This window comes from Bacteroides sp. OM05-12 (genome assembly GCF_003438995.1).
Classification (GTDB): Bacteria; Bacteroidota; Bacteroidia; order Bacteroidales; family Bacteroidaceae; genus Bacteroides.
In genome coordinates, this window is record NZ_QSUN01000007.1 from 147,683 (window position 1) to 167,750 (window position 20,068).

The window sequence follows — 20,068 nt, forward strand, 5'->3', positions numbered from 1 at the left end:
CATGAGTGAATGGAAAAAGAAACAAAAGATACTGAAACAACACCGGTTGCGTAACATTATCCTGAACCTGATATGCATTATTCTTGCCGGATCGGGACTTTGGTTTACCGCCAACTATTTCCGGCGCTACATCAACTATGAAGTAACCAATGACGCATTCGTCGACCAGTATATCGCTCCACTGAATATACGGGTTTCGGGATATATCAAAGAAGTACGTTTCAAAGAGCATCAGTATGTACATCCGGGAGACACCCTCCTGATTCTGGATAATCGCGAATACCTGATTAAAGTAAAGGAAGCCGAAGCTGCCTTGCTGGATGCACAGGGATCGCAAAATGTAATTCATTCCGGTATAAAAACATCACAAACAAACGTTGCCGTACAGGAAGCCAATATTGCCGAAGCAAAAGCCAAGCTCTGGCAGCTGGAGCAGGATTACTACCGATTCGAACGTCTACTGAAAGAAGAATCAGTACCCGCACAACAGTATGAACAGGCTAAAGCCACTTATGAAGCAGCCAAAGCACGTTATCAGGCATTGGTAGAACAAAAAAACGCAGCTATGTCTCAATACACCGAAGCCAGTCAAAAGACTACCGGAGCCGAAGCGAATATCCTCCGGAAAGAAGCGGATTTGGATTTGGCAAATCTCAATCTTTCATACACAGTACTGACAGCACCTTACGAAGGATATATGGGACGCCGCACGCTTGAACCGGGACAGTTTGTACAAGCCGGACAAACCATTTCTTATCTGGTACGCAACAAAGATAAATGGATTACAGCAAACTACAAAGAGACACAGATTGCCCATATCTTTATCGGACAAGAAGTGTTCATCAAGGTAGACGCATTGCCAAACAAAACTTTCAAAGGCAAAGTGACAGCTATTTCAGAAGCAACCGGCTCTAAATATTCGTTAGTGCCAACCGATAACTCGGCAGGAAATTTCGTAAAAGTACAGCAACGGATTCCCGTACGAATTGATTTGGAGGAGGTGTCGCCGGAAGATATGCAGAATCTTCGGGCAGGTATGATGGTTGAAACAGAAGCATTACGCCGATGATGACAATGGCAGAGCTGGAAGTCCCGGTTCGAAAGTGGGTTCCCGAATGGCTGGGTATGGCAAGCATATTCCTTATCATTCTTCCGGTAACCATGTTGAATGGCTCCTATACCGGCAGTATGCTCGAAGTATCGAACACACTGGGCACGAATACGGAAGATATTACTATGGGCTATTATGCCGCTTCCGCAGGTATGGCAATCGCCTATCCGATTATACCGAAAATATTAGGGGCTTTCTCCACCAAATCTCTGTTACTGACAGATATGATATTCCAATTCTTCCTGAGTTGGATATGCGCCCGTTCCCAAAATGCGGACATACTGATTGTTTGCAGCTTCATTATCGGCTTTCTCAAAGGAATCCTGATGCTCTGGTTTATCCGCCGGGCACAAAAGATTTTCAGTCCGAAGAATGTACGTAGTGAATTCTACTCTTATTTTTATCCATTAGTGTACGGCGGAGGACAACTGTCAATGATTATCACTGCCGAACTGGCTTATTACTATAACTGGAAACATATGTACTATTTCATGATGCTGCTCATCCTTTTGGCTATCCTGATTGTTATAGTCTGTTTTCGCCATAATCGCCCGATAAAGAAAATACCGATCAAAGAACTGCATATCCGTGAAATGCTTCTCATCTCCGCAGGGCTGTTAATGCTGATGTATGTGATAAATTACGGAAAGGTACTCGACTGGATGTCCTCACCCCGTATATGCCTATACATTATGCTTGCTCCCATGCTTATTGCCTTCTTTATCTGGCTGCAATATCATTCAAGGTCACCATACGTCAGCCTGGCCCCATTGTTTCAACCCAAAGCCATTATCGGTTATTTCTATATGATGTTGGTCATGTTTTTCAGTACGTCCACCAGTTTACTGACCAACTATATGACCGGCATTCTCAAAATAGATTCCACACACACGTATTCACTCTATATCTATTTGTTACCGGGTTATGCATTAGGTGCATTCATCTGTTTCTGGTGGTTCCGTTGGCAACGCTGGCGTTTTCGCTTCCTAATAGCAGGAGGGATGACATGCTTTGTCCTATTCTTCACTATACTTTATTTCGGTATCTCCCCGGACAGTACGTATGAAATGCTATATTTCCCTATCTTCTTGAGAGGATTGGGTATGCTAATGCTGATTATTGCATTCGCTTTGTTTGCCGTAGAAGACCTGAATCCGAAGTTTCTGCTATCCAATGCGTTCTTCCTGATTATCTTCCGCTCCGTACTTTCACCTATTATGGCAACCTCTTTTTACAATAATCTGCTATATCATCTGCAACAGAAATATATGTACTCACTATCAGAACACTTCACTATGACAGACCCATTGGCCGTCTCGAAATATACGGATGCACTCAACCGCTATCAGGCACAGGGACATGGATATGCCGAAGCAGTACAAATGGCCACGAGCGGACTTTACTCTACGCTGCAACAACAAAGTCTGTTGCTGGCACTAAAAGAGATTCTAGGGTATTTACTCGTCATATCTTTGGTAATCGCCATCATATCCCGTTTCATTCCGTTCCATAAAACGATTAGCGTTACGTTTGCCAAAACAGGAGACGATATGGTATAATAAAAAGGGATATCCCGCAAAGCAGAATATCCCTCTAAATTTATTATTAAACGACTAGATTACTATTCGTCCATCAGGATTTCAAGTATCTGGCAAGCCGCCTTAGCCACCGGAGTACCCGGGCCAAAGATGGCAGCTACACCGGCTTTGTACAAGAAGTCATAATCTTGTGCAGGGATAACACCTCCTGCAATCACAATAATGTCTTCACGACCAAGCTTCTTCAGTTCTTCAAGAATCTGCGGAATCAAAGTCTTATGTCCGGCAGCCAATGAAGATACACCAACTGCATGAACATCATTCTCAACAGCTTCGCGAGCAGCCTCTGCCGGAGTCTGGAACAATGGTCCCATATCTACGTCGAAACCACAATCGGCATAACCTGTTGCCACAACTTTAGCACCACGGTCGTGTCCGTCTTGTCCCATCTTGGCAATCATGATACGAGGACGGCGACCTTCTTTCTTCGCAAACTTCTCGGTCAACTCGCAAGCTCTTACAAAGTCTGCATCTTTTTTACTTTCTGATGAATACACGCCTGATATTGTTCTGATTATTGCTTTATAACGTCCTACAACCTTTTCGCAAGCATAAGAAATTTCACCCAACGTAGCGCGAACTCTTGCAGCTTCTACCGCCAATTCCAACAAGTTACCTTCTTTGGTCTCTACGCACTTAGTGATAGCTTCCAACGCTTTCTGAACTTCCGCTTCATTACGTCCTTCTTTCAAACGCTTCAAGTTTTCAATCTGTTCCAGACGAACAGCCGTATTATCCACTTCAAGAATATCAATCGGATCTTCTTTCTCCAAACGATACTTATTTGTACCTACAATTGTTTGTGCGCCGGAGTCGATGCGAGCCTGTGTACGTGCTGCCGCCTCTTCGATACGCATCTTTGGAATACCGGTTTCAATAGCTTTCGCCATACCACCCAGCTTTTCAACTTCCTGAATCAATTCCCAGGCTTTATGAGCGAGTTCGTTTGTCAAAGACTCTACATAGTAAGAACCTCCCCATGGGTCTACATTCTTACAAATATTCGTTTCTTCCTGAATATAAATCTGAGTATTACGTGCGATACGTGCAGAGAAATCTGTCGGCAACGCAATAGCCTCATCCAATGCATTCGTGTGAAGTGACTGTGTATGTCCCAATGCAGCAGCCATAGCTTCGATACAAGTACGACCTACATTATTGAACGGATCCTGCTCGGTCAACGACCATCCTGAAGTCTGGGAGTGCGTACGCAAAGCCAGTGATTTCGGATTCTTCGGATTAAATTGCTTCACAATCTTCGCCCAAAGCATACGTGCGGCACGCATCTTGGCAATCTCCATAAAGTGATTCATACCGATGGCCCAGAAGAATGACAAACGTGGTGCAAATGCATCAATGTCAATACCTGCAGCAACTCCGGCACGAAGATATTCAAGACCGTCAGCCAATGTGTAAGCCAATTCGATATCCGCCGTAGCACCTGCTTCCTGCATGTGATAACCGGAGATAGAGATAGAATTGAACTTAGGCATCTTCTGTGATGTATATTCAAAGATGTCAGAAATAATACGCATAGAAAATGCAGGCGGATAAATATAAGTATTACGCACCATGAACTCTTTCAGAATATCATTCTGAATTGTTCCTGCCATCTCTTCCAATTTAGCACCTTGTTCCAATCCTGCATTGATATAGAATGCCATAATCGGAAGTACGGCACCATTCATAGTCATGGATACAGACATCTTATTCAATGGAATACCATCAAATAAAACTTTCATATTCTCCAATGAACAGATGGATACACCTGCTTTACCGACATCACCTACCACACGCTCGTGATCAGGGTCATAACCACGGTGAGTAGGAAGGTCAAATGCAACAGACAAACCTTTCTGACCGGAAGCTAGATTACGACGATAGAAAGCGTTTGATTCTTCGGCTGTAGAGAATCCGGCATACTGACGAATAGTCCACGGACGAAGGGTATACATTACCGAGTACGGACCACGAAGATAAGGAGGAATACCCGCCACAAAGTCCAGATGTTCCATACCTTCCAAGTCTTCTTTTGTATAAACAGGCTTCACATTGATGTGTTCCGGAGTTTTCCAGTCTGCTTCAATGCCGTTAGCCTTTTGCCATTCAGCCCCGTTTACGGGTTTGAATCCGGCATAAATATCTATATTCTTAAAATTTGGTTTCATAATTTCTTACTTTATTCCTAACTTAGCATTGAATTCTTTTAAAGTATCCAGTACATTGACACGTACATGGATAAAGTGTTCGATACCTGCAGCTTTCAAGTCCTCCATACATTCAGGAGCACCGGCTACAATAAAGATAGCACGATCACCAACAGCTTTGAATGCCGGAACAGCATATTCAGCATATTCATCGTCACTTGAACAGAGTACTACAATATCAGCACCTGCTTTCATCGCGGCTTCAACTCCCTCTTCCACTGTTGGGAAACCGAGATTATCAATTACCTGATAACCTGCACAAGCCAAGAAGTTACAAGAGAACTGTGCACGAGCCTGACGCATAGCCAAATTACCAATTGTGAGCATGAATGCTTTCGGACGTTTACCTGATGCTTCCGTCTGTAAACGCAATGCTTCAAATTCACTTGCTGCACGGTCAAAGTTCAACGTTTCGATAGTCTTTTCACAAGATTGTTCTTTATCACCACCTCCACAGCAACATTTCTGTTCAACAGGACGCTTGCCATTCGACAGTTCGTTGAAATTAGGATACTGATTAGTTCCCAACAAAATCTCTTTACGCTTAGATACGGCAATATGACGTGCCTTTCCGCTTTCGTTGATATCGTTTTGAACACGTCCTTCTTTTACAGCAGACAGGAATCCGCCTTCTTCTTCCACTTTCAGGAATATGTTCCATGCCTGTTGAGCAATAGCGACAGTCAGATTCTCAATATAATAAGAACCGGCAGCCGGGTCTACGACTTTATCGAAATGAGATTCCTCTTTCAAAAGAAGTTGTTGGTTACGAGCGATACGTTCAGAGAAATCGTCCGGAGTTTCATAAGTTTTATTGAATGGAGTAACCGTCATTGAATCAACTCCGGCTAAAGCAGCGCTCATCGCTTCTGTCTGCGTACGCAGTAGATTCACATGAGCATCAAATAATGTAAGATTGAAAGTAGATGTTTCAGCATGAGCCTTCATTTTACAAGCACAATCGCAAGTAGGATTATATTGCTTTACAATATCAGCCCATAGCATACGTCCGGCACGGAACTTTGCTATTTCCATAAAGTAGTTGGAACTGATACCGAAGTTAAATTTAATTCTCTTGGCTACTTCATCTACAGAAAGACCTGCATCCGTTAATTTACCCAAATACTCATTACCCCAAGCCAGAGCATAACCTAACTCTTGGGAAATATAAGCACCTGCATTATTCAACGTAAGTGCATTTACATTAATACATCTATAAAGAGGAAGCGGAGCAAGAGTTTCTATCAATTCTTTAGCCGTAGCTACAAAATCAGAAACGTCTTTACCTTTCTTCATCATTTTATTCATCGGATCATAATTGACCGATCCCTGAAGCTTGGTTAAATCATAACCTTTCTTTTGGTAATAAGCTACCAAAAGTTTTGCCAGTTCAACCGTATGGCCTTGGCAAGTAGAAAAGTTCAACTCTACACATTCAGCACAGATTTCGTTCAACAAGGTTTCAATATAATCGGCACTTAAATCTTTAGCTTTAATAGTGAAACCGATAGAATCAACACCCTTCATCAGAACGTCCAGTGCTTTTGCATTAGCATCTTTTGCATTGTCTACTTTAATATCCTGGCGAACAAACCAAGTATTATCTTTCTTAGTCCCTCGTAAGTAAGGGAATTCACCGGGAAGACCTTCTGTCGTTTTTAGATTTTGCAAATCTTCTTGCCGATAAAAAGGCTTAACTTTAAATCCTTCGTTTGTTTTCCAAACGAGTTTCTTTTCGAAATCAGCGCCTTTAAGGTCGGCTGTGATTTTTTCCATCCACTTCTCTGTGGAAACCGGAAGAAAATCCGAAAAGAGTTTTTCTTTACTATCTGCCATAGTTTATTGTATTAATAAAAGTAAGATTAATTAAATTTGCTTGTTTATTTGCTATTGCAAACACGCAAATATAGCTAATAACTAATAATAGGCATAGGTTTTTATGGATTTTTCGCAGACAAAACTGTCACTTTGTTAATTTAAAGAACAAAAAATCAAGAATTGCAATGCTCATATATCAAAACAACAGTTATGTAATCGATTAAAATAAAAACAAGGAAAGCATTGGTTACTAAAATAGTTTAACTACTTTTGCACCCGATTTCAAAAATTATTAATTTTTTAGATATGGATTGGATTCTCGATTTACTATGGAAGCCCGATTCCGTAGCCCATATTGTATTTTTGTATGCCTTTGTTATTTCCGTAGGTGTAATGCTTGGAAAGATTAAGGTATTCGGAGTTTCACTAGGAGTTACATTCGTGCTTTTTGTGGGTATTTTAATGGGACATTTCGGTTTCACCGGAGACACACATATTCTTCATTTTATCCGTGACTTCGGATTGATCCTGTTTGTGTTCTGTATCGGTTTACAGGTAGGTCCTTCCTTCTTTTCTTCTTTCAAGAAAGGTGGGATGACATTAAACTTGCTGGCATTTCTCATCGTAGCGCTCAATGTTATCGTAGCATTAAGTCTCTACTTTATCATGGGAGATAGGATCAGCCTGCCAATGATGGTAGGTATTCTTTGTGGAGCAGTAACAAACACGCCGGGACTCGGAGCTGCACAAGAGGCTCTTTCACAGATAGACTATACGGGTGATCCTATTGCTTTAGGCTATGCATGCGCATATCCGCTGGGGGTAATTGGTATTATCGGTTCTATCATCGCTATCCGTTATATCTTCAGAATCAGTTTTGACCACGAAGAAAAAGATTGGAACCATCAAACAGAAGATACACACCATCCTCCTTTCGTATTCCATGTAGAAGTACATAATGAGGCGATCTTCGGCAAAACACTTGGCAGTGTCGGTAGCTTTCTCGGACGTCCGTTTGTTTGTTCACGTATCTGCAAACAGGGTGAGATAAGTAGTCCCACAACAGAAACCTTATTGAACGAAGGTGATCAATTACGTATTATCTGTTCGGAAGAAGATAAAGAAGCCGTATGTGTATTCTTGGGGAAAGAGGTTGATATAGATCTTGCACAAAAAGACTCTCCGCTAGTTTCACGCCGTATATTAGTTACAAAGACAGAAATTAACGGTAAAAGACTTGGAGCACTGAACTTCCGCAGTATGTACGGGGTAAACGTAACCCGCGTAAACCGTGCCGGAATGGACTTATTTGCAAATCATAATCTGGAGTTGCAAGTAGGTGACCGCGTCATGGTAGTTGGTTCGGAAGAGGCAGTGGAACGAGTAGCCTGTGTACTTGGTAATTCATTGAAACGCTTGAATGAACCTAACATTATCACTATATTTATAGGTATCTTCTTAGGAATATTAGTTGGAAGTCTTCCTATCGCTTTCCCTGGAATGCCTACTCCATTGAAACTAGGTTTGGCCGGCGGTCCACTAGTCGTTGCTATTTTAATAGGACGTTTCGGAGCAAGGATGCACTTGGTTACTTATACTACACAAAGTGCCAATCTGATGTTGCGTGAGATAGGTATCGTCCTTTTCCTTGCCAGTGTAGGTATAGAGGCCGGAGCCAACTTTGTGCATACGGTAGTAGAAGGTGACGGACTTCTTTATGTGGGCGTCGGATTCCTTATTACGGTTATCCCGCTATTGCTTGTCGGTCTGTTTGCCCGTTTATATTATAAGACGAACTACTTTATGTTAATGGGACTTATTGCCGGAAGCAATACCGATCCTCCCGCCTTAGCATATTCCAGTCAGGTAACAGGAAGCGATGCACCGGCCGTAGGCTACTCTACCGTTTATCCATTATCCATGTTCCTGCGTATTTTAACCGGACAAATGATAATCTTGCTACTATGCTAAAGTAGAAATAGAACATATATATTTACCCAACAGGTCCCCTGCAATCACCCGATTACTATGGAGTTGATTGCAGGGGACTTTTTTATTCATAATAAAAACTACAAAATGAAAACAGCACTAAAAAACAGCTTACTCATTTCATTCTTTCTTTTCCTATCAGGTCTAACTTCATGTCAGCAAAACAGTATTGAAAACATTTCCGATAATGAAGTTACCCCTATCGCCATCAACAGCACCTCGCACATTCAGACAAGAGCTACCGACAAGAACTTTGATGCAAACGATGAAATCGGACTTTATGTATTAAAACAGCCTTATCATTTATCCGAAGAGCGTCACACAGATAACATGAGATTCAAATACAAAGAAAATACATGGACACCGGACGAAATCATTTATTATCCCTCCACCAAAGATCTGTGTGATTTCATAGCATATTATCCATATAAAAGTCTCGCAGTAGGAACAGGATCTTCTAAAATCTCATGCAAAGTAATGACAGATCAAAGCACACCTTATAATTTCTCCAAATCAGACTTCCTTGTAGCTGAAAAAACTTCTGTTTCTCCTACCATTGATGCTATTCCTTTAGTATTCAAACATAAGCTGGCTGAAATCCGTATCGAATTACTACCCGGAACCGGATTTGACTCCTTAGAAGAGTTATCCGCTACCAATCCGACTGTATCTATTAAAGGTGCAGCAACGCAAGCGGTGTATGACATAGAGAGCAGAACATTTGCTGAACAAACAAATGTATCTGATATTATACCTGCAGGAGAGTTCAGTATCAGCTCCGGAAAGCTGCAAGGGAAACGGGCAATAGTCGTACCCCAAGAGATAGAAGGAGATAAGCTGTTTGTGGAAGTAAATGCAGGAGGCAAAAGTTACAGCTTCACATTCGGAGAAAAGCACATCATCGCACCTTCAACCATAGAAACTTATACTTTGACCATAAAACGTGCAGCACCTCAAGGTACAATAGAAACGGAAATTGCAGAGTGGGAGAACAATAGTAGTATCAATGGTGATTTGAACGAGAATGAAAACAAAGGAAACGATGACCCTACTCCTTCTGCCGATGCTTTTCGTATTCCACTACCGGATTTCTCCAATTCTTCTGTTTACAAAGCAATGAACAATAACATTCAGATTGCAGAAATTTGCAGAGAGTACCTAAAAGCTGATGGTATAGATAACCAAGCTATCGTAGTATATCCTGTAAAAAACGGGATTACCGACTTATCAAAAGGATATGTGGCACAAATCTTGGATGGGAACAATGGTAACCCGTTAACAACATCAATACATGGTGGTACCGTTATTTGGAATACTACAAACAATACACTTAGTTACACCGCAGGCACATTATCTTCCTCCTCTACTGTATATATTGATAAAGAAGGCAATATCGGAAACTCCAATGAAAGTTCAGCTTTAGAAGTTCTTTCCATAGAACCGGATGTTATTGATGACGACCGCTATTCACAACAATATTCTATTGCAAAAATCGGTTGTCAATACTGGACGACGGAAAACCTTGTGGTAACTTCATTTACAGATGGAACTCCAATCGCCTATTTGACAGATAAGAACAATGCAACATGGACAACATCTATTAGCAAGTCGACTCCGGCTTATGGAAAAAAAGACCCTATCTTTTATTACAATTACGCAGCTATTTCCGGTAGCATTGCACCTATCGGATGGGAAATACCGACTTTGGAACAATGGAATAAATTAAAGACTTATATTAATAATGATCCGGCGTTAATTACTGTCAAATCTTGGAGTGGAAGTAGTAATTTAACGGGATTTTCCATTGACATAACAGGTTATAGAAGAATGGATGGTACTTTTGAGAGTCAAACTTGTTGTTTCTGGCACACCACAGGAGGAATAAAAATAAGCTCAAACATAGTAGAAGAAGCAAAAACAGATAATGGCTACAGCATCCGTTGCATAAGAAAATAGGCACTAGAAAAAAGACTATAATTCGACGCATAACATCATACGGTCGATTGATTACAAACTCCTATCGTTTGTAATCAATCGACCGTACCTTTGTTGACAACGGACCGTATGATGATTTTTATAGGTTCTATAGGAATTTTCTATCTATTCTTCAGAGATACAGAATCCGGCATTCTTTAAATCCTCCCAATATCCCGGATAAGATTTGGACACGACCTGAGGATTATTAATTCTAATTTCACGCATTTTCAAACAAGCCGGAGCAAAAGCCATTGCCATCCGATGGTCTTCATAAGTATCTATTGCAGGAATAACATCAGGCATCTTATATTCACTATTCCAATATAAGACAGAATCATTCTCCTCTTTTAATAAATAGCCTAATTTACTCATCTCCTTTATCAAAGCGGCAATACGGTCTGTCTCCTTTATTTTCAGGCTCTGCAATCCGGAGAAACGAAATGGTATACCCAATAAAGCACAAGTAACAACGAAAGTCTGTGCCAAATCAGGCTGCTCAACGAAATCATAGTCTAAAGTCTTCGCTGTTATGGCTGTCTTACTCAGTATTACCCCCTTCTTTGTGAAAGTGGTGGTAACACCCAAATGCTCAAAAATCTCCGCGACTTTACAATCTCCTTGATAACTATCCGCAAAAAGCCCCAAAAGTTCGACTTCCGCTTTTTGTGATAAAGCCACCATCTGATACCAGTATGATGCAGCCGACCAATCAGATTCTACTACAAACGGACGTGAGATATAAGATTTTGACTCCACATTTATCAAACTATCCGATACCCATTCAGCATTCGCTCCAAAATCTTTCATCAGCTTTAATGTCAGATTAATATAAGGTTTAGATACAATCTCACCACTCAAACACAGTCTTAACCCGTCTTTCAATAAAGGAGCTATCATCAACAACGCAGATATATATTGCGAACTGACGCTACCCTTCATTGTTATATCTCCTCCCGACAATGTACTCCCTTTTATGCGCAATGGCGGAAAACCTTCCGTACCGATATATTCAATATCTGCTCCCAACTCTCGCAAAGCATCTACTAAAATCTGTATCGGACGCTGCTGCATCCTTTTTGTCCCAGTTATTATCTTATCTCCGCTACTTACAGATAAATAAGCAGTCAAAAAACGCATTGCCGTACCCGCCGCCATTATATCCATCACATTTTCTGCAGAATTCAATGCCTTGATCATTACACTCGTATCGTCACAATCCGATAGATTTTGAGGAATAAACTCACCTTGAGCTAAAGCATTTATAATCAAAACCCGATTACTGATACTCTTTGAAGAGGGTAAATCAATCGAGGCATGCAATACATCCGGAGCAGAAACCTTAATTTGCATAAACAGTTATTTTGATTGTTTCCACAAAAGTAGAATAAATCCTATTTGTAGCCAAATAGAAAAGAAGAAAAGGCGAGATGAAACCTCAAATGATATTTTTTAATAAATTTATTTGTATTTATTAATAGAAAGTGTAAATTTGTAAAATTCATCTAGTCACAAGATAAAAGAAATAGTTTAAAACCTATTTTGTATTATTAATCTCAAATTAAAAAACTAAAGACATGGAAAATGAAAGAAAAATTACCGTAATGGGGGTTATCCAAGAAGGTATAGGCGTAGGATTAAAGAATTCGTTATCACTGCTCGGAGCAATTGTGCTATGGATACTCACTATCTGGATTCCTTACATCAACGTAGGAACTACAATTGCGATATATACTATTCCCGTAGCTCTGAGTAAAGGAAAAGTAATCTCTCCGACTTTTATCTTTGATGCTAAATATCGTCAATACATGGGAGAATTCTTCACAATCATCGGCTTAATGATGATGTCCATTTTTCCTGCTATGCTCTTTATGGTAATTCCGGCATACGTTATTGCAATCGGATGGTCACTGGCTATCTATATTATGCTGGATAAAGGCATCGCACCGGGAGAATGTTTAGTTAGAAGCAATAAAGCAACTTATGGTTATAAATGGACTATATTTTTCATTAGTTTGGTATTATGCATTATTTACTATATCCTTATTTTCCTATTCGCCCTCATTCCAATAATAGGCATTATAGTTAATATTGCATTATCCCTCGCTTATGTTGCCATTAATTTAGGATGCAGCGCTGTTATCTACAAAAAATTAACTGTAGAGGCTTCGGATAAAGAAACAATAGTTCCGGAACCGGAAGCTACAATTACAGCTACAGAAGAATAAAATATATCCCCAAAAAAGAAAAAGGTCATTCGTTCATCCGAATGACCTTTTTTATCATATAAGTAGCAAAGCTGACAGACACTCCTATAAATAAGAAATCAATTCATCCACATCTTCTTCGCGGGTAGCCCAATCTGTAACAAAACGCACTACACTATCCGATTTACCTCTCGGGCCCCACAATTCGAAAGTTGCGTGTTTCATTAATCGGTCGATGCATTCATTAGGTAAGCGGAAAAATTGCTGATTGGTAGGCGAATCAATGTATACATTATAACCCTTCTCAACAAATGCCTTTTTCAACTTCATAGCCATATCAATCGCATGACGAGCTATCTTCAAATAAAGTCCATCAGAAAATAAAGTGGCAAATTGTAGTCCCAATAAACGTCCCTTTGCCAAAAGCGCCCCATGCTGTTTAATCAAAGAGAAGAAATGAGGCAAAAGCTTCGGACGAGTTACAACGACCGCCTCGCCAAAGAGGGCCCCAACCTTAGTCCCTCCAATATAAAACACATCGCACAGACGGGCAATATCCTTTAAAGTAACATCAGTGTTATTAGCCGCCAATCCATACCCTAATCGTGCACCATCCATGTAAAGCGGAATACCTGCATCACGACATACACAACTCAAAGCCTCCAACTCAGAGAGAGAATAAAGAGTTCCATATTCTGTAGGATGAGAAATATAAAGCATACCGGGAGCCACCATGTGTTCAAAAGTTTCATCAGCGTAGAAATCAGTAATATATTGTTTGACTTCTTCAGCCTTAACCTTACCTTCATGTTGGGGCAATACCAAGACCTTATGCCCGGATGCCTCGATTGCACCGGATTCATGTACATTAATATGTGCCGTTTCAGCAGCTAAGACTCCTTCATGACGTGCCAATAATCCATCAATAACCGTAGCATTCGTTTGCGTACCTCCTATTAAAAAATAGATATTCGCATCAGGTAGGCCACAAGCATCCCGAATCAGTTCTTTAGCTTCAACAGTATATTGATCTGTTCCATATCCGGAAGTTTGTTCAAAATTGGTTTCCGCTAAACGACGCATCAACTCCGGATGTGCGCCTTCCATATAATCACTATCAAAATGTAGCATAATCAAAAAATATATATCAAATTAAGTCTGATTGTTTCTCTATAAACGCTTTAATAATCCCGACAAATTCTTTTCCATACTTCTCTTTTTTAAATTCACCGATACCGTTAATTTCTCCAAAGGCTTCAATACTTGTAGGGCGAATAGTACTTATCAAATGAAGCACTTTATCGGAAAGTATGATGTAAGCAGGAACGGCCTGTTGATCTGCCAGTTTCTTGCGAAGTAAACGCAGTTGTTCAAATAGTGCTTCATTATCTGTACCATAAAAAGAAGGTTGGACAATCTTGGCTTTTGGTACTTTCCCTTCTTTCTTTTTACGTCCTTTAGGTAGAATATCCTCATGCTTAATAACAACCAGCATTGCCTTTTCTTGTCCGAACAAAACCTTTCTTCCACTTTCCGTTATTTTCAAATGACCGTTTTCGTTATAGGCAATTTCAAAATAACCTAATTGCAACATTTGCAACAAATAGTCATGCCAATCGCGTGCCGGGATATCACGCCCCACTCCGAATGTTTTTAATTGGTCGTAGCCTTTTTCTACTACTTCCGCATTACTGAAACCTTTCAAAATATCTATCAGTAATCTTGTTCCTACCTTCTCTTCCGTGCGTGCGATGCCACTTAAAGCTTTCTGTACAATGACAGTCCCATCAAAACGTTCGGGAGGATTCTTACATACATCGCAGTTACCACAGTCACGTTCAGAGCTTTCACCAAAATAGTTTAATAAAATGCGGCGGCGGCAAATATCAGCTTCTGCATATTGCTGCATACGATGCAGTTTCTCCAAGTTCATTTCCTGTTGGTTACTTTCATTTGCGAATTTGGATAACAAGATAATATCGCTTAAAGAGTAAAACAGTATAGTATCACTTTCCATCCCGTCACGTCCGGCACGTCCTATCTCCTGATAAAAGTTTTCGATACTCTTAGGCATATTATAGTGGATAACCCACCGAACATTTGATTTGTCAATTCCCATTCCAAAAGCGATCGTAGCGCATACCACCTGCACCCGGTCATTAATAAAGTCATCTTGTGCTTCATCTCGCGCTGCGGCACTTAATCCGGCATGATAAACAGCTGCTTTAATTCCATGCTTTTGCAGCATCTGTGCAACCGATTCGGTTTTACTGCGACTCATACAGTAAATAATACCACTTTGGTTAGTATGTTGGGCTATGAATTCCAGAATCGTTTTCGTCTTTTCTTTTTGTTGATAACCACGTTTTACAGATAGGCTCAGATTAGGGCGATCAAAAGATGAAATGAAAGTTCTTGGATTCCTTAAAGCAAGTTGTTTGACAATATCCTCTCTTGTTATTTTATCTGCAGTTGCAGTAAGTGCAACAATCGGGATTTGTGGGAACTCCTGATGCAATACTTTCATTTGTGTATATTCCGGACGGAAATCATGTCCCCATTGTGAAATACAATGGGCTTCGTCGATAGCAAATAAAGAAATGCGTATGTCTTTTAATAAGAAATTCATTTCAGATAATAGCTTCTCCGGAGAAATGTAAAGGAGCTTAATTTTCCCTTGGAGACATTCCCTTCGAAGGCTGGCATTTTCAGTTTCATTATTACTACTGTTTAATGCTCCTGCAGATATACCATTTGCTCGTAATGCTCCAACCTGGTCTTTCATTAATGAAATTAAAGGAGACACAACTATCGTTGTCCCTTCCATCATCAATGCCGGTAATTGGTAACAAATCGACTTACCGCCTCCTGTCGGCATCAGTACCAAAGCGTCCTTTTTTTCCAATATATGATGGATGATTTCTTCCTGTAAAGGACGAAAAGATTCGTATCCGAAGTATGTTTTGAGAGTATGAAGCATGTTTTCTCTTTTTTTAAGTGAGACAAAGGTAGTAAAATCCAATGAATACCGCTAATATCTGTTTAAAAGCTATAAATAATCACTTACAGCGAACAATTCTATGTTGAAAACTCTTATTACTTATAAAAGTATATGTTATATATTTAGTTGTTGAGAATATTTAAGAAATAAATGTGGTAAAAAAGTTGCATATTCGAAAACTAAATGTGTAATTTGTAGTTTAATATAATAATTAAGGAATTCATATTTATAATAATAAGAAACCTGGCCATGAGTAAATTAGAAAACAAAACAATGGAACAATCATCTAAAGAAGGTGAAACTCCTAAGAAAAGACCTTATAATCTAAGGGAGAAAAAGGACAAGAAAGCAGCGTACAGATCTTTAATCAGAGCAGAACTAGCAGATGAATTGTATGATAAAATACTAAATATCATTGTAGTTCAGAAGAAATATAAAGATCCGAATTATTCGGCTAAAGATTTAGCAAAAGAATTGAAAACAAATACGCGTTATTTATCAGCAGTGGTAAATTCACGTTTCGGTATGAACTATTCTTGCTTGCTGAATGAGTACAGAATAAAAGATGCATTGCATTACTTAGTAGATAAGAGATATGCAGATAAGAATGTCGAGGAAATCAGCTCAATGGTTGGTTTTGCTAATCGCCAATCTTTTTATGCCGCTTTCTATAAGAATGTAGGTGAAACTCCTAACGGGTATCGTAAAAGAAATGCGGATGCAAAAAAGAAGTAACCGTATTTTTTAGATATTACTAAATTATAGAAAGGGGATTGTCTCGGATTTGTTTTTGAGATAATTCCCTTTTTTATTTGTCTAATATAAAGTTGAATGCACACAATGAAGAAACAATTAATTTTATTAGCTATGACTGCAACATTATTTGCATCATGTGGTGGACAAAAGACCACTCAAGTGGAAACAGATGACTTTAATTACACAGTAGAGCAATTTGCCGACTTGCAGATGCTTCGTTATAAAGTTCATGGATTTGATGAACTATCTTTGAAACAAAAGGAACTGGTTTATTATCTTTCTCAGGCAGCCTTGGAAGGACGAGACATATTATATGATCAGAATGGAAAGTATAATTTGAGAATTCGCCGTATGCTCGAAGCAGTATATACCGATTATCAAGGAGATAAGGCAGATACGAATTTTGTAAATATGGAGACTTATCTAAAACGTGTTTGGTTCTCCAATGGCATTCACCATCATTATGGCAGTGAAAAATTTGTACCCGGCTTTACTCCTGAATTTCTAAAAAATGCTATAACCGGCATCGATGCTTCTAAACTTCCGTTGCAGGAAGGTCAAACAATAGAACAGTTTTGTGAGGAAATATTCCCTGTGATCTTTGACCCGAAAGTAATGCCTAAACGTGTAAACCAAGCAGCCGGTGAAGATTTAGTTTTGACTTCGGCTTCTAACTATTATGAAGGAGTTACTCAAAAGGAGGCAGAGGATTATTATAATAAACTGAAGAACCCGGCAGATTCCTTCCCTGTTATGTTTGGGATGAACAGTCGATTGGTCAAAGAAGACGAAATAATTAAGGAAAAAGTCTGGAAAGTAGGAGGACTTTATAGCCCTGCTATTGAAAAGATTGTATATTGGCTGGAGAAAGCTGCAACTGTAGCAGAAGATGCTCATCAGAAATCGGTAATTGAGAAGTTGATACAGTTTTATAAAGATGGTAATCTTAAAACTTTTGATGATTATTGTATCCTTTGGGTAAAAGATCTAGCCCCTAGAGTTGACTTCGTGAATGGTTTTACAGAAAGTTATGGTGATCCTTTAGGTATGAAAGCAAGCTGGGAATCTATTGTTAACTTTAAAGATATAGAAGCAACGAAGCGTACGGAAAAACTTAGTGCCAATGCTCAATGGTTTGAAGACCATTCTCCGGTCGATAAGAATTTCAAAAAGGATAAGGTAAAAGGTGTATCCGCCAAAGTTATTACAGCAGCCATCTTAGGTGGTGATTTATATCCATCGACAGCAATTGGCATTAATCTGCCGAACTCCAATTGGATTAGAAGCCATCATGGTTCAAAGTCGGTAACCATTGGCAACCTGACGAATGCTTATAATAAAGCAGCACATGGAAATGGTTTTATGGAAGAATTTGTGTATAGTGATGCAGAACTTGCTTCCATCGATAAATATGCCGACCTAACCGATGATTTACATACTGACTTACATGAATGTTTAGGACACGGTTCCGGTAAACTTCTTCCGGGAGTTGATCAAGATGCATTGAAAGCCTATGGTTCAACAATCGAAGAAGCCCGCGCTGATTTGTTCGGTTTGTATTATTTACCGGATGCAAAGATGGTGGAATTGGGACTAACTCCAAATGCAGAGGCATATAAAGCTGAATATTACACCTATATGATGAATGGATTGATGACACAATTAGTTCGTATAGAGTTGGGCAACACTGTAGAAGAGGCTCATATGCGTAATCGTCAGCTTATAGCAAGATGGGCATTTGAAAAAGGAGCTGCAGATAAAGTTGTTGAATTGGTCAAGAAAGACGGAAAGACATACGTTCGCATTAACGATTATGAGAAACTTCGTAACCTGTTTGGACAGTTATTGGCAGAGATACAACGTATTAAATCAGAAGGTGACTATGCTGCCGCACATAATTTAGTAGAAAACTATGCCGTTAAAGTGGACCCTGTTTTGCATGCAGAGGTTCTGGAACGCTATAAGAAGCTGAACCTCGCTCCTTATAAAGGATTTATCAACCCGGTTTATGAGGCGATAACAGATGAGAATGGCAATATCACGGATGTGAAAGTCTCTTATGATGAAGGTTATGCGGAACAAATGCTGCGTTATAGCAAAGATTACTCTACATTGCCTGATATAAATGAATAAACAATATTCTATATAGATTTGTAATACAAGGGCGCATTCAGTGCGCCCTATTACATTTTAAAGTATTCCTATGACAGTACAAGAGCAAATAAAAGATATAAAGACGCAATTCCGTCTTGCCATGAATGGAGTGGTCTCTCAAAGTATGCGCGAAAAGGGATTGGATTATAAACTGAACTTTGGGGTAGAACTGCCTCGCCTTAAAGAAATAGCCTCCCATTATGAGAAGAATCATGAACTGGCGCAAGCTCTTTGGAAAGAGAACATACGTGAATCTAAGATTCTTGCCGGAATGCTCCAACCGATTGACTCTTTCTTTCCGGAGATTGCCGATATTTGGGTGGAAGATATGCAATACCCTGAAATAGCAGAGATAACTTGCATGACTCTTTTCCAGTATTTACCCTATGCTCCGGCTAAAGTTTTCGAGTGGATCGCAGATGAACGCGAATTCTTTCAAACGTGCGGATTCTTATTAGCGGCGCGTTTATTGGCTAAAGGTTTGGTACTGAATGAGCGTGCAGAAGCAGAATTTCTGGATCAGGCACAAGCCACGGTTTTATCAGAGGCTTTTCAGCCTCGCAAAGCAGCCGTGCTAGCCTTGAAGAAGTATGGTATGCAGAACAAAGAAAATGCTAAAAAAGTGAACAGGTTAATTATGGAATTGAAACGTTCCGAACGTGAGGATATGGCGCTTGTCTATGATGAGATAAGATTTGATATAGAATATTTGCTTTAATCTTTTCTGTTTCCGCAAAAAAGGCTTAACTTTGTTCGCGGTAAATTTATCTGTATGGGAGATAAGAATGTAAAGGAGACGGTAAGGCAGATATTCACCGAGTATCTGGAAACGAACGGTCATCGGAAGACGCCCGAACGTTTTGCCATACTCGATACAATCTATTCGATAAACGGGCATTTTGATATTGATATGCTCTATAGCCAAATGATGAATCAGGAAAACTTCCGTGTAAGCAGGGCTACGCTTTATAATACGATTATTCTTTTGATGGATGCCAAACTGGTTATTAAGCATCTGTTCGGCAATTCTTCCCAATACGAAAAATCATTTAATATAGAAACCCACCATCATCTGATTTGTACGCAGTGTGGCAAAGTAACAGAGTTTCAGAACGAGACACTGAAAGCTGCTATTGCCAATACGAAGTTGAACCGTTTTCAGATGTCGCATTACTCCTTATATATATATGGTATATGCAGCAAATGCGCTTGGGCAAAGAGAAGAAAAAAGACAAACAAATAATAAACAATTA

General features: G+C 39.7%; 14 protein-coding genes. 9 read left to right on the top strand and 5 right to left on the bottom strand.

The window, feature by feature from the left end:
- The first annotated feature begins 1 nt into the window (after position 1).
- Together DXB63_RS08525 and DXB63_RS08530 are read left to right on the top strand one after the other, a co-directional pair.
- On the top strand, positions 2–1,069 hold the full coding sequence (locus DXB63_RS08525; protein WP_122125983.1) for an HlyD family secretion protein: 1,068 nt from the start codon (positions 2–4) through the stop codon (positions 1,067–1,069).
- Positions 1,066–2,670: an MFS transporter gene (locus DXB63_RS08530; RefSeq protein ID WP_199604178.1), complete on the top strand. Its 1,605-nt coding sequence runs from the start codon at positions 1,066–1,068 to the stop codon at positions 2,668–2,670. Before DXB63_RS08525 ends, DXB63_RS08530 begins: the two co-directional genes overlap by 4 nt.
- A 62-nt stretch (positions 2,671–2,732) precedes the next feature.
- Here the strand turns inward: DXB63_RS08530 and scpA are convergent, their stop codons facing one another.
- Both scpA and mutA read right to left on the bottom strand, forming a co-directional pair.
- Positions 2,733–4,877, bottom strand: a complete 2,145-nt coding sequence (scpA, locus tag DXB63_RS08535; protein WP_122125984.1) for a methylmalonyl-CoA mutase — start codon at positions 4,875–4,877, stop codon at positions 2,733–2,735.
- A gap of 6 nt (positions 4,878–4,883) precedes the next feature.
- Complete coding sequence (gene mutA, locus DXB63_RS08540) at positions 4,884–6,752, bottom strand: methylmalonyl-CoA mutase small subunit (RefSeq protein ID WP_122125985.1); 1,869 nt, start codon at positions 6,750–6,752, stop codon at positions 4,884–4,886.
- 288 nt (positions 6,753–7,040) lie between these two features.
- Here mutA and DXB63_RS08545 point away from each other — a divergent pair, with 288 nt between their 5' ends.
- Both DXB63_RS08545 and DXB63_RS08550 read left to right on the top strand, forming a co-directional pair.
- Positions 7,041–8,705, top strand: a complete 1,665-nt coding sequence (locus DXB63_RS08545; protein WP_122125986.1) for a putative transporter — start codon at positions 7,041–7,043, stop codon at positions 8,703–8,705.
- 105 nt (positions 8,706–8,810) lie between these two features.
- Positions 8,811–10,679, top strand: coding sequence for a fimbrillin family protein (locus DXB63_RS08550; protein ID WP_158563659.1), 1,869 nt, complete (start codon positions 8,811–8,813; stop codon positions 10,677–10,679).
- A 144-nt stretch (positions 10,680–10,823) separates the two neighbouring features.
- Here DXB63_RS08550 and DXB63_RS08555 read toward each other — a convergent pair whose 3' ends face one another.
- Positions 10,824–12,050 carry a 3-phosphoshikimate 1-carboxyvinyltransferase gene (locus tag DXB63_RS08555; RefSeq protein WP_122125988.1) on the bottom strand — a complete coding sequence of 409 codons (1,227 nt, stop codon included), beginning with the start codon at positions 12,048–12,050 and terminating at the stop codon, positions 10,824–10,826.
- A gap of 224 nt (positions 12,051–12,274) precedes the next feature.
- Between DXB63_RS08555 and DXB63_RS08560 the strand changes: the two genes are divergently transcribed.
- Positions 12,275–12,925: a hypothetical protein gene (locus DXB63_RS08560; protein WP_122125989.1), complete on the top strand. Its 651-nt coding sequence runs from the start codon at positions 12,275–12,277 to the stop codon at positions 12,923–12,925.
- Between the two features lie 84 nt (positions 12,926–13,009).
- On the opposite strand, the gene DXB63_RS08565 is transcribed toward DXB63_RS08560, so the two are convergent.
- Both DXB63_RS08565 and recQ read right to left on the bottom strand, forming a co-directional pair.
- Positions 13,010–14,035, bottom strand: coding sequence for a low specificity L-threonine aldolase (locus DXB63_RS08565; RefSeq protein ID WP_122125990.1), 1,026 nt, complete (start codon positions 14,033–14,035; stop codon positions 13,010–13,012).
- A 16-nt stretch (positions 14,036–14,051) separates the two neighbouring features.
- Positions 14,052–15,884 carry a DNA helicase RecQ gene (recQ, locus tag DXB63_RS08570; RefSeq protein ID WP_122125991.1) on the bottom strand — a complete coding sequence of 611 codons (1,833 nt, stop codon included), beginning with the start codon at positions 15,882–15,884 and terminating at the stop codon, positions 14,052–14,054.
- 270 nt (positions 15,885–16,154) lie between these two features.
- Here recQ and DXB63_RS08575 point away from each other — a divergent pair, with 270 nt between their 5' ends.
- The 4 genes from DXB63_RS08575 (at position 16,155) to DXB63_RS08590 (ending at position 20,058) form a co-directional block, all read left to right on the top strand.
- On the top strand, positions 16,155–16,640 hold the full coding sequence (locus tag DXB63_RS08575; RefSeq protein ID WP_122125992.1) for an AraC family transcriptional regulator: 486 nt from the start codon (positions 16,155–16,157) through the stop codon (positions 16,638–16,640).
- A gap of 105 nt (positions 16,641–16,745) precedes the next feature.
- A complete protein-coding gene (locus tag DXB63_RS08580; protein WP_122125993.1) occupies positions 16,746–18,794 on the top strand; it encodes a dihydrofolate reductase in 2,049 nt (682 codons plus the stop codon).
- Positions 18,795–18,864: 70 nt separating this feature from the next.
- Positions 18,865–19,533, top strand: coding sequence for a DNA alkylation repair protein (locus DXB63_RS08585; RefSeq protein WP_122125994.1), 669 nt, complete (start codon positions 18,865–18,867; stop codon positions 19,531–19,533).
- Positions 19,534–19,587: 54 nt separating this feature from the next.
- Positions 19,588–20,058: a Fur family transcriptional regulator gene (locus DXB63_RS08590; RefSeq protein WP_122125995.1), complete on the top strand. Its 471-nt coding sequence runs from the start codon at positions 19,588–19,590 to the stop codon at positions 20,056–20,058.
- Positions 20,059–20,068 lie beyond the last annotated feature (10 nt).

Coding starts and splice junctions, on each gene's coding strand:
- DXB63_RS08525 (WP_122125983.1), top strand. CDS start 2: ATGAGTGAATGGAAAAAGAAACAAAAGATACTGAAACAACACCGGTTG.
- DXB63_RS08530 (WP_199604178.1), top strand. CDS start 1,066: ATGATGACAATGGCAGAGCTGGAAGTCCCGGTTCGAAAGTGGGTTCCC.
- scpA (WP_122125984.1), bottom strand. CDS start 4,877: ATGAAACCAAATTTTAAGAATATAGATATTTATGCCGGATTCAAACCC.
- mutA (WP_122125985.1), bottom strand. CDS start 6,752: ATGGCAGATAGTAAAGAAAAACTCTTTTCGGATTTTCTTCCGGTTTCC.
- DXB63_RS08545 (WP_122125986.1), top strand. CDS start 7,041: ATGGATTGGATTCTCGATTTACTATGGAAGCCCGATTCCGTAGCCCAT.
- DXB63_RS08550 (WP_158563659.1), top strand. CDS start 8,811: ATGAAAACAGCACTAAAAAACAGCTTACTCATTTCATTCTTTCTTTTC.
- DXB63_RS08555 (WP_122125988.1), bottom strand. CDS start 12,050: ATGCAAATTAAGGTTTCTGCTCCGGATGTATTGCATGCCTCGATTGAT.
- DXB63_RS08560 (WP_122125989.1), top strand. CDS start 12,275: ATGGAAAATGAAAGAAAAATTACCGTAATGGGGGTTATCCAAGAAGGT.
- DXB63_RS08565 (WP_122125990.1), bottom strand. CDS start 14,035: ATGCTACATTTTGATAGTGATTATATGGAAGGCGCACATCCGGAGTTG.
- recQ (WP_122125991.1), bottom strand. CDS start 15,884: ATGCTTCATACTCTCAAAACATACTTCGGATACGAATCTTTTCGTCCT.
- DXB63_RS08575 (WP_122125992.1), top strand. CDS start 16,155: ATGAGTAAATTAGAAAACAAAACAATGGAACAATCATCTAAAGAAGGT.
- DXB63_RS08580 (WP_122125993.1), top strand. CDS start 16,746: ATGAAGAAACAATTAATTTTATTAGCTATGACTGCAACATTATTTGCA.
- DXB63_RS08585 (WP_122125994.1), top strand. CDS start 18,865: ATGACAGTACAAGAGCAAATAAAAGATATAAAGACGCAATTCCGTCTT.
- DXB63_RS08590 (WP_122125995.1), top strand. CDS start 19,588: ATGGGAGATAAGAATGTAAAGGAGACGGTAAGGCAGATATTCACCGAG.